The sequence below is a fragment of the Saccharothrix carnea genome (assembly GCF_003014735.1).
Classification (GTDB): domain Bacteria; phylum Actinomycetota; class Actinomycetes; order Mycobacteriales; family Pseudonocardiaceae; genus Actinosynnema; species Actinosynnema carneum.
In genome coordinates this window covers 538,947-552,424 of sequence record NZ_PYAX01000007.1, presented here as the reverse complement: position 1 = coordinate 552,424, position 13,478 = coordinate 538,947, and the positions used below count along the sequence as shown (strand labels likewise).

Annotated in this window: 9 protein-coding genes; 4 read left to right on the top strand and 5 right to left on the bottom strand. The window is 70.6% G+C overall.

Features of this window, described 5'->3' with window-relative positions; translation table 11 throughout:
• Window positions 1-414: 414 nt before the first annotated feature.
• Complete coding sequence (locus B0I31_RS23640; RefSeq protein ID WP_106617516.1) at window positions 415-4,878, bottom strand: FkbM family methyltransferase; 4,464 nt, start codon at window positions 4,876-4,878, stop codon at window positions 415-417.
• Between the two features lie 11 nt (window positions 4,879-4,889).
• Window positions 4,890-6,233, bottom strand: coding sequence for a glutamine synthetase family protein (locus tag B0I31_RS23635; protein ID WP_106617515.1), 1,344 nt, complete (start codon window positions 6,231-6,233; stop codon window positions 4,890-4,892).
• 150 nt (window positions 6,234-6,383) lie between these two features.
• On the opposite strand from B0I31_RS23635, the gene B0I31_RS23630 reads away from it, so the two are divergent.
• From B0I31_RS23630 to B0I31_RS23620, 3 genes are read left to right on the top strand one after another with little or no spacing between them, the layout of a single operon-like run.
• Window positions 6,384-7,037 carry an LppX_LprAFG lipoprotein gene (locus B0I31_RS23630; protein WP_106617514.1) on the top strand — a complete coding sequence of 218 codons (654 nt, stop codon included), beginning with the start codon at window positions 6,384-6,386 and terminating at the stop codon, window positions 7,035-7,037.
• Window positions 7,034-8,587 carry an MFS transporter gene (locus B0I31_RS23625; RefSeq protein WP_245950280.1) on the top strand — a complete coding sequence of 518 codons (1,554 nt, stop codon included), beginning with the start codon at window positions 7,034-7,036 and terminating at the stop codon, window positions 8,585-8,587. Before B0I31_RS23630 ends, B0I31_RS23625 begins: the two co-directional genes overlap by 4 nt.
• Before the next feature lie 44 nt (window positions 8,588-8,631).
• A complete protein-coding gene (locus tag B0I31_RS23620; RefSeq protein ID WP_106617513.1) occupies window positions 8,632-9,243 on the top strand; it encodes an HdeD family acid-resistance protein in 612 nt (203 codons plus the stop codon).
• 247 nt (window positions 9,244-9,490) lie between these two features.
• Here the strand turns inward: B0I31_RS23620 and B0I31_RS23615 are convergent, their stop codons facing one another.
• On the bottom strand, window positions 9,491-11,206 hold the full coding sequence (locus B0I31_RS23615; protein WP_106617512.1) for an NAD+ synthase: 1,716 nt from the start codon (window positions 11,204-11,206) through the stop codon (window positions 9,491-9,493).
• Window positions 11,207-11,293: 87 nt separating this feature from the next.
• Between B0I31_RS23615 and B0I31_RS23610 the strand changes: the two genes are divergently transcribed.
• Complete coding sequence (locus tag B0I31_RS23610; RefSeq protein ID WP_106617579.1) at window positions 11,294-12,841, top strand: alpha/beta hydrolase; 1,548 nt, start codon at window positions 11,294-11,296, stop codon at window positions 12,839-12,841.
• On the opposite strand, the gene B0I31_RS23605 is transcribed toward B0I31_RS23610, so the two are convergent.
• Entirely contained in the window at window positions 12,842-13,123 is a 282-nt protein-coding gene (locus tag B0I31_RS23605) for a DUF4287 domain-containing protein (protein ID WP_106617511.1), read from the bottom strand.
• A gap of 50 nt (window positions 13,124-13,173) precedes the next feature.
• Window positions 13,174-13,386 (bottom strand): hypothetical protein, encoded by a 213-nt coding sequence (locus B0I31_RS23600; protein WP_106617510.1) that lies wholly within the window; start codon window positions 13,384-13,386, stop codon window positions 13,174-13,176.
• Window positions 13,387-13,478 lie beyond the last annotated feature (92 nt).

Sequence of the window (13,478 nt, the reverse complement as noted above, 5' to 3'; positions counted from 1 at the left end):
AGTTGTCCAGTAACAATCTCAAAGGAAACCTCTTGACGAGGTTCATAAATTTACTGGCTATTCGGCACGCTGTTGAGTTCTCAAAGAACACGCGCTCACCATCTTGTCCCGCGTCTTACCGCGGTTCATTCCGGGGCTTTGTGTTTCGTTCTGGTTGAAGCTTAGCTCGCTCGTTTTCGCGGTGTCAAATCGGCCGGTTTCGGCTTCTCGGCTCCGCGCTGAACTCGCTTCGCATTCAATTTGTATCAGTTTCCAGAGCGGAGGCAGCACGTTGTGCTGCTTATTCGTTTCTGGGAGCTTGACGCCGCAGTAGTCTACTCAGCCCGATTCGCGGTGTCAACCGCTCGTTCCGAGGTTCTTGCTGGCGACTCGGTAAAAGTTACTCATGACCATCGTCGGTGTCAAATCGCCTGGTCAGCGGCCTGCGGGCGCGGTGCGGGCAGGCCTGGCGACCTGCGGACCCGGCCCCTTCGGCGCCACGGGACGCGGTCGCAGCCACAGCGAGATGGTCCGCATGCCCTGCATCGCGGCCACGATCTGCTCCGGTGACGCCGGTTCGCGGGTGGCCACCGGCACCAGGTCGTAGCCCCAGATGCGGAACTCCTTCAAGACCGTGACCGGATCGTCGCCGAAACCCTCCGTCGCCGAGGCGGAGAACTCCAGGAACACGTGCGGGCGATCCCGACGCAGCAGGCGTACCAGTCCGGCCAACGCACGGTGACCACGACCGGGCGCGTCCACCCGGACGACGGACAGCTTCCGACCCTGCAACGACGGCACGGCCTCCAGCTCCTTGTCGAGCCTGGCCGCACGCACGCGGGGCACGTCGTCCCCGGCGCCCTCCGGCAGCGGCGCCACCGACACCCCGCCCGTCAACGACGGTTGGCTGGCCAGTTCGCCGGTGCTCTCCCACGCGGCGGCGTCGACCAGGACGAGCTGTTGCGCCACCCGTTCGGGCAGGTTGACGTCGACGTTGTGCCGCAACAGCGCCCGCGAGGTCGGGCACGGCTCGACCGCGACCACCGCGCCACCCGTGCCGAACCGGCTGAGCATGCGCACGGTCTGGTAACCGACGTACGCGCCGACGTCGAGGAAGATGCCGTCCGGCTCGACCACCGAGTCGATCAGCTCCGACAGGTCCGTCTCCCACACCCCGTTGCTGGACAGCATCGGGAGCATGAACGCGTCGTCAGACGGCAGGCGCAGCAGGCCGACGTCGGTCAGCACGAGCGAGCTGCGCGGCACGGCCTCGCTGTGCCGTTCGTGCTCGCGCACCACCACGCGGCGCAGGGCGTCGGCGGTCTGCTGGGCCTGGTTGGCGGCGCGCACGCTCGCGTCGAGCTTCGCGTCACGCTCCCGCAGCGCGTCGACGACCTTCGACTCCAGCGAGTCGATCCGGTCGAGGGTGCGTTCGAGGGCGACGGCGAGCTTGTCGATGCGCTGGGCCAGGACGTCGTTCTGCTTGGCGCGCTTGGCGGCCTCGGCGACGACGGTGTCCTCGATCTCGCGCAGCCGCCGCCCTTGGCCGGCCATGTCGGCGCGGACGCGGACGACGCCGTCGTCGACGCCGACGAGCTGGTCGGCGAGGTGGCCCTGGTGCTCGGCGTGCTGCTCCAGCTCGGCGCGCAGCACCTCCAGCTCGCCGAGGCCGACGCCGGTGGAGATGTCGTCCTGGCGGCGGACCAGCTCGGAGACCGTGCGCTCGACCCCGTCGACCAGGGACGTGAGCACGTCGCGCATGTGGTTGTCGTAGTGGTCGAGGACGCGCAGGACCACCTTGCGCAGCTGCGGCGCCATGGGCGTGCGGCTGGCCGTGCCGACGTCGGGTTGGCGCAGCAGGGCGTGCTTGGCGGCGTGCAGTGCCTTGAGCGGGTCGACGGTCGGCGCGGGCTTGGCCCGGCGTGCGCGCCAGCCGCGGTAGGCGTGCTCGACGCGTTCGCGGAGGACTTCGCCGATCTTGGTGACGTCACGGGTGGCGCGGACGTGGTCGCGGCCCTTGATGCCGATCGCGACGGCCGTCTTCAGGTCCTCCGCGAGGGCGCGCATGAGCTTGGCGGCGGCCTGGACGTCGGGTTCGACGCCTTGGCGGCACGGCACGAAGATCACCGCGGCCCGGTCGAACAGCTCGGCGACCGCGCCGTGGTCGGAGGTCAGGATCGGCGTGGCGTCGGCGGCGTGCCGGGCGAGGGTCTGCGCGATCCGGTCGCACGCGCCGCTCCGGTGCAGGTGGACGAGGCAGTCGACGTCGCCGAGCGCGTCGACCAGCTCGACGCGCGGGTCGGCGGCGGTGGCGAGGCGCAGTCGTTCGGCGGCTTCGGGGTGCGCGTCCGCGTGGGTGACCTCGATGCGCAACGTGACGTCGTTGCGGTCGGGGAAGGCGGAGAGGAATGCGGAGACGGCGCCCAGCACGTTGCCCGCGCGGTCGACGGCGTGGTCGGCGAGGGCGCCGAAGATCACGCCTTCGTGTGATTCGGGAGTGCGGGCTTCGGCTTCCGGGACCGGGAGCGGGACGACGCGGACGGTCGGGCCGCCGGGGCGTTCGAGGGTGGCGCGGGTCGTCTCGGAGGGGACCCAGAGTTCGGCGGCGTCGGTCGGCTGGTCGTCGTCGAGGAGGTAGTCGACGACGAAACGGCTGTCCGGGACTCGTTCGGTGGTGCCGACGCGGATCACGACCGGGTAGCCGGCGGTGGTGGAGGTCGGCAGGCCGGAGGCGCGGGCGGCGGCGTGGACGAGTTCGGCGATCGGGCCGGTGCCGAGGACGGAGACGCCGAGCTGGTCGTGCAGGACGGGTGCTTCGGCGCGGGGGCGGGGTACGGCGTCGACCGGCAACCGGCCCGCGGCCACGCCGACGCTCGCGCACCAATCGCGGAAAGCCGCACCGTCCGCGCCGAACGGGTCGGGGAACTGGGTGCGGAGGGCTTCGTCGGAACGCCAGAGGGCGGCGGCCCAGCGCGTGCTGCCGGGGAGGTCGGGCGCGGGTTCACTGGCCCAGGCGACAAAGCCCGCTCCGCCGTCCGGCCCGAAGGCCGGCGGTGGGGTGGTTCGCGCTGGGGGTGCGGCAACGGCGGGAGGTGCGGCAACGGCGGGAGGCGCGGCGACAGGGCTCGTGGGCTCGCCGCCGGTAGCGGGGAGAGGAGTGCCGTTGATGGCGGGTGCCGCAGCGGTGGTCGATTCGGTGCCGGTGGTGGTGGGCTCGGCCTGCCCGGACGCGGGTGTCGGTCGGTCGGCCTCCGCGAGGGGCTCGGCCTCGGCGGCAAGCTCCGCGGTCTGGGCGTCGGCGGCGGCAAGCTCCGCGGTCTGGGCGTCGGCGGCGGCAAGCTCCGCAGATCCGGCGTCGGCGGCGGCAGGCTCCGCAGATCCGGCGTCGGCAGCGGGCTCGGCGTCGCTGATCGACGCGGCCTCGGCGATCGGAGCTGCCTCGGCTGGTTCAACCTGGCCCCTCAAGTTGACCCGCTCGGCTGAGACAACCGGCCCGACCTGGGCAACCTGACCGTCCAAGTTGACCGGCTCCACCGGAACGACTGGGTCGGCTGGGGCAACCTGATCGGTCAGGTTGACCGGCTCGGCTGGGAGGACTGGCCCGACCCTGGTGACCTGACCGTTCAGGTTGACCGGCTCCGTCTGGGCGGCCGGGTCGGCTGGATCAAGCTGACCGGTCAAGTTGGGCCGCTCAGCCGGGGCGACCGGCTCGCTCGGGGTGACCTGAGCGGTCAGGTTGACCGGCTCGGTCGGGGTGACCGGCTCGGCCTGGGCGACCTGACCGGTTGAGGTGAGCGGTTCGGTTGGGGTGGTTGGGGCGGGCGGGGCAACCTGGCCAATCGGGGGGACGGGCTCGGTTGGGGTGGGTCGGCCTGCTGCGCTGAAGGCGGAGCCTGGGTGGGTTCTGGCGGCCTCGCGGTAGTCCGTGCGCAGTTCGTCCGGGATCTGGGTGCCGTCAGTGAGCTGGCCGAAGCCGTAGCGGACCCGCTGGGCCGTGTGGCCCCTGCGCACCAGTTCCGCGCGGTACGTCGTGCAGAGGTCGGCCAGTTCCGGGTGCTCCGAGAGCAGGACCCGGGGGCGGTCGGCGAAGTCCGCGGACAGCAGCCAGGGGCGGTGGGGGTCGAAGCCGGCGAAGTGGACGCTGCGGACCGGCTCGCCGAGCGTCGTCAACATGCCGTCCGGGCGGCGGTGGAGGTCGCGTTGGGCCGCGTTCCACACCGACAGGCCGACCGTCGCGTCACGCAGCACGTGCAGGTTCACCAGTGCGGGTGCCATGTCGAGCACGGCCTTGGTGGCGTCCGGCGTGCGGCGCAGTTGCTCGCCCAGAGAACGCAGGAACGGCTCGGCACCCGGCGCCACCAGCAGGAAACCGGGGTCGAAGACGCCCGTTTCGAGCAGTTCGGTCGGCGTGGGGCGCAGGCCGTCGTCGGGCAGCGGTCGCAGCGCCCTCGGCAGCAGGACCAGCGGGCCGCGGCGGACGGCGGCCTCGACCAGGTCGGTCAACGGGTTCAGGACCTGCACCCACGGGTCCAGGTACAGCACCGGGACGCCCTGGCCGAGCAGCTGTTCCAGCAACGTCGGCCGCAGCACGCCGCACAGCTGCGACGCCGTGCAGCCGGTCGCCAACTCGGCCAGCTCGTCCCGGCTCATCCCCAGGTCGGCGGGGGTGACCAAGCCCGGACCGGAGTTCTCCGGCTGGGCGTCCACCACCAGCGCCATGAACCTGGCCTGGGGGTGGTTGGCCAGGAACGAGCTGGACAGCACCTTCACCGCGGGCAGTTCGGCGGCGGTCGCCACCGTGCAGGCGATGAACGTGGGACGGGATTCCGAACGCGCGGGCACCTCGGTCACGGTCTGCAAACCTAGCTTCTCCGAGTGCCCGGTGTGGACCACCCGCACGGGTGTCTCCCTCACAGGACCGGCAACAGGTTGCGCAGCTCGTACGGCGTCACGCTGCGGCGGTAGCCGTCCCACTCGGCCCGCTTGTTGCGCAGGAAGAAGTCGTACACGTGCTCACCCAGCGCTTCGGGGAGCAGTTCGGAGTTCTCCATCTCGGTCAACGCCTCGCCGAGGTTCTGCGGCAGGTTGTCGTACCCGGCGGCACGCCGCTCGCGGTCGGTCAGCGACCACACGTCGTCCTCGGCGGGCGGCGGCAGCTCGTAGCCCTTCTCGATGCCCTTGAGCCCCGCCGCCAGGATCACCGCGTACGCCAGGTACGGGTTGCAGGCCGAGTCGAGCGAGCGGATCTCGACCCGCCGCGACGACGACTTGCCCGGTGAGTACATCGGCACGCGCACCAGCGCGGACCGGTTCGCGTGGCCCCAGCACACGGCCGTCGGCGCCTCGCCACCCACGATCAGGCGCTTGTAGGAGTTCACCCACTGGTTGGTCACGCCGGAGATCTCCCGGGCGTGCTTCAACAGCCCGGCGACGAACATCTTGCCGGTGTCGGACAGCTGGTACGGGTCCTCGGCGTCGTAGAACGCGTTGCGGTCGCCCTCGAACAGGCTGACGTGCGTGTGCATGCCGCTGCCGGGCTGGTCGGTGAACGGCTTCGGCATGAACGAGGCCCGCACGCCCTGCGTGAGCGCGACTTCCTTGATCACGTACCGGAACGTCATCACGTTGTCGGCCATGGTCAGGGCGTCGGCGTAGCGCAGGTCGATCTCCTGCTGGCCGGGCGCGCCCTCGTGGTGGCTGAACTCGACCGAGATGCCCATCGCCTCCAGCGCCTCGATGGCGTGACGGCGGAAGTGGGTCGCGGTCTCGTGGCTGGTCTGGTCGAAGAAACCGCCGTTGTCCGCCGGGACGGGCTCGCTCCCGTCGTCCGGCAACCCCTTGAGCAGGAAGAACTCCATCTCGGGGTGCACGTAGCAGGTGAAGCCCGCCTCACTGGCCTTGGCCAGGGCGCGGCGCAGCACGTGCCGCGGGTCGGCCCACGACGGCGAACCGTCCGGCATGGCGATGTCGCAGAACATCCGCGCCGAGTAGTGGCTCTTGTCCGGGGTCTGCCACGGCAGCACCTGGAACGTCGACGGGTCCGGCTTGGCCACCATGTCCGACTCGTACACGCGGGCGAAGCCCTCGATGGCGGAGCCGTCGAAGCCGATGCCCTCGCTGAAGGCACCTTCGAGCTCCGCGGGCGCGATCGCCACCGACTTGAGGAAGCCCAGGACGTCGGTGAACCAGAGCCGGACGAACCGGATGTCGCGTTCCTCTAGGGTGCGGAGCACGAACTCCTGCTGGCGGTTCATGACACGAAGCCTAGGTAAGACCGGTTAACCGCGCGTTGCCGACTCGGCCGAACGTGCTGCGCCGTTTGCCAGGCCGACGCGAACGCGCAGGTCACGGCCTCGCAGCCGCGTTTCGCCGTGCCGTGTGGCGGCTGGATCTACGATGCACCCATGCTCCCTCGTCGCGCCCTGATCGGGTCGCTCGTGCTCGCACTCGTGGCGGGCTGCACGTCGTCCGGTGGTGGCGGCGGTTCGCTGCCGGACGGGCCGGACCTGCTCGCCAAGGCGTCCGCGGGGATGAAGTCGGTGACCAGCACGCACTTCACGATCAAGGTCGACGGCGAGCTGCCCGGCGTGACCGTGAAGGACGCCGAGGGCGACCTGAACGCGGCCGGCGAGTCGCAGGGCCGGGCGAAGGTCGAGCAGTTCGGCCAGCTGATCGAGGTCGAGTACGTGCTGGTCGGGCAGGACCTGCACTTCAAGGGGCCGACCGGTGGGTACACCAAGCTGCCCGCGGCGCTGGCGGGCCAGGTGTACGACCCGACCGCGATCCTGGACCCGGACAAGGGCGTGGCACGGGTGCTGGCGGACGCGCGTGACGCCAAGACCGTGTCGAGCGACGACGGCGTGGCGGTGGTCCAGGCGACGGTGCCGAAGGACGTGGTGGCGGGGCTGGTGCCGGGTATCGACGCCGACGTCGCCTCGGAGTTCTCGCTGAAGGACGAGCGGCTGCAGAAGGCGCTGTTCACGTTGCCGAGCGGGGCGAAGGTGACGATCGAGCTGTCCGACTTCAACAAGCCCCTCACCGTTTCGCCGCCCGCGTGAGCACTGCCGTGGGTGATTCGGCGGTGAGCACGGCCAGGGCGCGTCGGCTGGCGATCGGCGCCGGTGCGACGGCGGTGCTGCTGGGTGCGCTGGACGCGTACGTGGTCGTCGGCGTGCTCGTGGACATGGTGCGTGACCTGGGCATCCCGGTGAACCACCTGGAACGCGCGACGCCCGTGGTGACCGGGTACCTGCTCGGGTACGTGGCCGGGATGCCGTTGCTGGGTCAGCTGTCGGACCGGTTCGGACGGCGGTTGGTGCTGCACCTGTGCCTGGTCGGGTTCGCGGTCGGCTCGGCGGTGACGGCGTTGGCGGGTGACCTGCCGCTGCTGGTGGCCGGGCGGGTCGTGCAGGGGCTGGCCGGTGGGGCGTTGCTGCCGGTGACGATGGCGTTGGTCGCGGACCTGTGGGCGGCGGAACGGCGTGCGTCCGCGTTGGGCGTGGTGGGCGCGGCGCAGGAGTTGGGCAGTGTGCTGGGCACGCTGTACGGGGTCGGGTTGGCGTCGTTGTTCAACGCCTGGTCGTTCTTCGAGTCCGTGGAGCCGCAGAGCTGGCGGTGGGTGTTCTGGGTGAACCTGCCGCTGGCCGCGATCGCGATGGCGGTCGTGCAGGTGACCGTGCCGCGGTCGGTCCGGTCGTCGGTGCGGATCGACTTCGTCGGTGGCGGTTTGCTGGCGTTGGCGCTGTCGCTGCTGGTGGTGGCCCTGTACAACCCCGATCCGGCACGGTCGGTGCTGCCGTCGTGGGGGTGGCCGGCGTTGGGTGCGTCGGCGGTGGTGTTCGTGGCGTTCGTGCTGTGGGAGCGGCGGTCGTCGGTGCGGCTGCTGGACCCGGCGGGGGTGGCCATGAGGCCGTTCCTGGCGTCGCTGGGTGTGTCGTTGGCGGCCGGTGCGGCGTTGATGGTGACGTTGGTGGACGTGGAGCTGTTCGCGCAGACCGTGCTGGGGCGTGACTCGGCCGCGGCGGCGGGGATGCTGGCGCGGTTCCTGATCGCGTTGCCGGTGGGTGCGCTGGTCGGCGGGTGGTTGGCGGCACGGACCCGGTTGGGTGACCGGTGGGTCTCGTTCGTGGGATTGGTGGTGGCCGGCGGGGCGTACGCGTTGATCGCGCAGTGGCCGGCCACGGTGACGTCGTTCGTGGTGGGGCGGGACCTGGCGGTGGCCGGGTTCGGGTTGGGGCTGGTGATCGCGCCGGTGTCGGCGGCGGTGCTGCGGGTCGTGCCGGCGGCGCAGCACGGTGTCGCTTCGGCGGCCGTGGTGGTGGCGCGGATGACCGGGATGCTGGTGGGCGTGGCCGGGTTGTCGGCTTGGGGGCTGCACCGGTTCCGGGAGCTGACGGCCGACCTGGACACTCCGCTGCCGTTCGGGATGACGCCGGAGGAGTTCGCCGAGAAGGCGGAGGCCTACCGGGAGGCGCTGACGGCGGCGCTGCTGACCGAGTACCACGAGATCTTCTGGATCACGGCGGTGATCTGCGGGGTCGGTGCGGTGGTGTCGTTGCTGCTGCCGCGGGCCGGTTCTCCGATGGAGACGAACCACTCGGACGAGTGAACCGCGGCCCTGCGGGGGCGGTCGGGTCGACGGACGATGGCCGCATGACACATCCCGATGCGAACACCGCTGGTCAGGCCGGTCAGGCTGGACGGGCCGAGCCGCGTGCCGGGCACGGGCGGACGTTGTGGATCACCTTCGGCGTGATCACGCTGCTGATCGGGCTGGCGGTGTTGCTGTGGCCGGGGCTCACGCTGCTCACGGCGGCCGTGCTGTTCGGCTTGCAGATGCTGGTCACCGGCGTGTTCTGGCTCGTCGGCTCGTTCACCGCGGACGCGCTGGGACGGCAGCGGTGGCTGCTCGCGGTGGCCGGGTTGTTGGCGCTGGTCGCGGGCATCCTGTGCCTGCGGGCGCCGTTCCAGACCATCGCGGTGCTGGCGCTGCTGCTCGGCGCGACCTGGGTCGTGGGCGGGGTCGCCGAGGTCTTCCACGGTGTCGGCACGAGCGGGTGGGCGGTGCTCTCCGGCGTCGTCACCGCGATCGGCGGGATCGTGGTGCTGGTGTGGCCGGTGGCGAGCCTGATCGCGTTGGCCTGGCTGCTCGCGGTCGTGCTGATCGTCTTCGGGGCCTTGGCCATCGCGGGCGCGGTCGGCATGGGCCGCGAACCACGGACCAGGGCGGCGGCCACCCCCACCGGGACGACGGCCACCGCCTGACCGCCGCCGACGCACGGACCCGCACCGACCCGAGCGGTGGGGCCTGTAGTCGCCCGGGCGGCGTCGGCTCCCGCGGGCGGCGGCGTCACAGACGGCTTTGACCGAGAACCCGATCACGCCCGCGCCCAGGGCGGCGACGGCCACCGCGACGGCGAGCGTCCGGTCGACCGGTTTCGCCCACCGCCTCCAGACCACGTGACCAGGTGAACACGGCCCAGACGCCGGCCGCGACCACGAGAGGGCTCCATCAGCCCTCGCGCCAGCCGCTGGTGATCGGGAGCCGGCGGTCGCGGCCGAACGCCTTGAACGTGATCTTGGTGCCCGGTGGGTACTGGCGGCGCTTGTACTCGGCCTTGTCGACCATGCGCAGCACCTTGTCGACCAGCTCGTGCGAGAACCCCATCGCGATCAGGTCGCGGTAGCCCTTGTCCCCCTCCACGTAGTCGTCCAGCACCGAGTCGAGCAGTTCGTAGTCCGGCAGCGAGTCGGTGTCGACCTGGCCGGGGCGCAGTTCGGCGGACGGCGGCTTGCTGATCGAGTTCTCCGGGATCGGCGGCAGCTCGCCGAGCTTCTCGGCCTCCGCGTTGCGCCACCGCGCCAAGTCCCACACCAGCGTCTTGAGCACGTCCTTGATCGGCGCGAACCCGCCGACCGCGTCGCCGTAGATGGTCGAGTAGCCGACGGCCAGCTCGGTCTTGTTGCCGGTGGCCAGCACCAGGTGGCCGTGCTGGTTCGACAACCCCATCAACGTGACGCCCCGGCACCGCGCCTGGACGTTCTCCTCCGCCAACCCGGTCAGCCCGAGCTGGTCCACGAAGACGCCGACCATGTCCGCGATCGGCTGCTCCGAGTAGTGGCAGCCGGTGCGCTGAGCCAGGTCGTAGGCGTCGGACTTCGAGTGGTCCGACGAGTACACCGAGGGCATGGACACGCCGTACACGTGGTCGGCGCCGAGGGCGTCCACCGACAACGCGGCCACCACCGCCGAGTCGATACCGCCCGACAGCCCGAGAACGACCGAGCGGAAGCCGTTCTTGTGGACGTAGTCGCGCAGCCCGGTGACGAGCGCGTGCCACACCTCTGCCTCGTCGGACAGCGGCTCGGCGGGCTGCGGCACGGGCAGCGGGTCGTAGGCCGGGAGTGGGTCATGGGTCAAGGATCGGCGGTGGACCATAAACCCGCCGTAACTACCTTCCGTGCGGGGCGAACCTCCGAGGAGGTCCAGGTCCAGCACGACCAGGTGCTCCACGAACTGCGGCGCACGCGTGATCAGCGAACCGTCCGCGCCGACCACCATCGTGTCGCCGTCGAACACCAGCTCGTCCTGCCCGCCGATCAGGTTCACGTACGCCAGCGGCGCACCCGCCTCGACCGCGCGCCGCGCCACCAACGGCAACCGGGCGTCGTCCTTCTTCCGCTCGTACGGCGACGCGTTCGGCGAGACCACCAGGTCCACGCCCGCCTCACCGAGCGCGGCGATCGGCCCGCCGTCCTGCCACAGGTCCTCGCAGATCACCATGCCGACCTCGACGCCGTGCACGCGCACGACGTCCAGCGAGTCGCCGGGCGTGAAGTACCGCCGCTCGTCGAACACGCCGTAGTTCGGCAGGTGGTGCTTGTGCTGCCGGGCCACCACTTCACCCCGGTAGAGCACTGCGGCGGAGTTGCGCATGCCGCGCTCGTCGCGGTCGAGGTAGCCGACGAACACCGCCAGCTCACCGCACCCCGCGTCGTCCAGCCTGGTGGCGAGCGCGGTCAGGGCCTGTTTGGACGCCTCCGCGAACGACACGCGCAGCGCCAGGTCCTCGACCGGGTACCCGGTCAGCGCCATCTCGGGGAAGACCGCGAGGTGGGCGCCCGCCTCCACGGCCTTGCGGGACCACTCGACGACGAGTTCGGTGTTGCCCGCCAGGTCGCCGACACAGGCGTTGACCTGGGCGAGGGCGAGTCGGAGCTGTGGCATGGGGGCATTCTCGCTCACCCGGAGCAACCTTGGCGGGCGTTGTGGCCCACGAGTCACACCTACGATCGGGATGTGCGCCGTCGGATGATGCTGTTCCTCGCCCTCCCGCTCCTCGCCTCGTGCACGAGCGTGCTGCCCGGCTCGCCCACCGCCGGGACCGCGTTGGAGCAGAGAGGGCCGGCGGGTGCCGTGCCCGGCGGGTTGGAGCGGTTCTACGGCCAGCAGCTGGGCTGGGAGGACTGCGCGCCGTACGCGACGACCGGGACGACGACGTCGCTGTTCAAGAACAAGAAGTCGATCGAGTGCGCCCGCCTGGAGGTGCCCCTCGACTACACCGAACCGGAGGGCCGCACGATCAAGGTCGGGTTGCTGCGGCAGCGCGCGACCGGCGACCGGATCGGGTCGCTGATCATCAACCCGGGTGGTCCGGGCGCGTCCGGCATGGCCGCGGCGGCGGGGATGGGCGCGCAGGTCAAGTCGTCACCGGTGGGTGAACGATTCGACCTGATCGGGTTCGACCCGCGCGGCATCGGGGCGAGCGAACCGCAGATCAAGTGCCTGACCGACGCCGAGCGCGACGCCGACCGGCTCGACACCGACATCGACACGTCACCGGCGGGCCTGGCGGAGACCGAGGCGGAGAACAAGGCGTACGCGGACAAGTGCGCGTCCGTGACCGGCGTCGACGTGCTGGCCAACGTGGGCACCCGTGACGTCGTGCGCGACCTGGACGTCATGCGGTCCGCGCTCGGCGACGAGAAGCTGACCTACCTGGGCTTCTCGTACGGGACGCACATCGGCGCGGCCTACGCGCAGGCGTTCCCGGGCAACGTGCGGGCGCTCGTGCTGGACGGCGCGGTCGACCCCACGCAGAACCAGGTGGAGTCGCTGATCGCGCAGGGCGCCGGGTTCCAGAAGGCGTTCGACGCGTTCGCCGCGTGGTGCGCGACGCGGCAGGACTGCGCGTTGGGCAACGACCCGTCGAAGGCCAACCAGGCGTTCCGGGACCTGACCCTGCCGCTGGTGCAGCGGCCGGTGGCGGTGGGCGAGCGGAAGCTGTCGTACAACGACGCGATCACCGGCGCGATCCAGGCGATGTACTCGGAGGAGCTGTGGGCGCCGCTGAACTCCGGGTTGACGGAGCTGAAGAACAACCGCGGTGAGGTGCTGCTGCTGTTGGCGGACAACTACTTCGACCGCGACAAGGAAGGCCGGTACTCCACGATCACCGACGCGTTCGTGGCGGTGAAGTGCGTGGACGAGCCGCGCGTGACGGACAAGAACGTGCTGAACGACGTGGCGCGGCGGTACAAGGCGGCGGCGCCGTTCCTGGACGACGGCCAGCCGCCGGGCGCCGCGCTGGACGCGTGCGCGTTCTGGCCTGTGCCGCCGAGCGTGCAGGAGCACAAGCCGGTGTCCGGCCTGCCGCCCGTGCTGGTGATCTCGACGACCGGTGACCCCGCCACGCCGTACGAGGCCGGGGTCAGCCTGGCGAAGGAGCTGGGCGGCGGGCTGCTGACGTTCGAGGGCAACCAGCACACCGTCTACTTCCACGGCAACGACTGCGTGGACGAGGCCGGGCACGCGTACCTGATCTCGCTGGAGCTGCCGCGCGAGGGGACGCGCTGCTCCTGATCAGCGGTTGGCGAGGCCGTCGATCCGCAGGGTCGCGGAGTCGTCCCGGTGGCTGCCGGTGCTGCCGACGTGCTTGTCGTTGATCGTGGTGCCGTTCTTGAGCACGTGGTAGAGCGCCATGCCGTGACCGCGACCCAGGTCGTAGTCGTCCTTCAGCCACTGGAGGACGACGCCCGCCTTGGTGGTCGCGTCGTAGCCGCGGTCGCCTGCCTCGGACAGCAGTTCGGCCGGGGTCTTGCCGGTCTTGCGTTCGATGGTGTCGAGGTACGCCTGGAAGGACATGCCCTGAGCCTAGGACAATGCAGTTTGTCTTGACAAGAGTTTTTGTCGGCTCAGATCCACAGCAGCTCGGACCCCTTGAACAGGTGCAGGCAGCTCTCGGGACCTTGCAGGCCCATCCGCAGGCTTCCGTCCTCCGACACCACTTGGGCGCCGCCTTCGAACTCCAGACCCCACGCCACCACCTGGAACTCGGGGTCGTGCTCCACCACGGCGAACAGACGCGGAGCCTCCGCCGCCACCTGCTCACGATCTTCTCCAGTCATAGGCGGAACGGTAAACCCGACCGGTCGAGTTGACCAGACACCTGATCGGGTGACCAATGGTCCGGAGTGGCTCGGGCAGACTGTCGGCGATC

Coding starts and splice junctions, on each gene's coding strand:
- B0I31_RS23630 (WP_106617514.1), top strand. CDS start 6,384: ATGCTCCCTCGTCGCGCCCTGATCGGGTCGCTCGTGCTCGCACTCGTG.
- B0I31_RS23620 (WP_106617513.1), top strand. CDS start 8,632: ATGACACATCCCGATGCGAACACCGCTGGTCAGGCCGGTCAGGCTGGA.
- B0I31_RS23610 (WP_106617579.1), top strand. CDS start 11,294: ATGCTGTTCCTCGCCCTCCCGCTCCTCGCCTCGTGCACGAGCGTGCTG.
- B0I31_RS23600 (WP_106617510.1), bottom strand. CDS start 13,386: ATGACTGGAGAAGATCGTGAGCAGGTGGCGGCGGAGGCTCCGCGTCTG.
- B0I31_RS23635 (WP_106617515.1), bottom strand. CDS start 6,233: ATGAACCGCCAGCAGGAGTTCGTGCTCCGCACCCTAGAGGAACGCGAC.
- B0I31_RS23605 (WP_106617511.1), bottom strand. CDS start 13,123: ATGTCCTTCCAGGCGTACCTCGACACCATCGAACGCAAGACCGGCAAG.
- B0I31_RS23615 (WP_106617512.1), bottom strand. CDS start 11,206: ATGCCACAGCTCCGACTCGCCCTCGCCCAGGTCAACGCCTGTGTCGGC.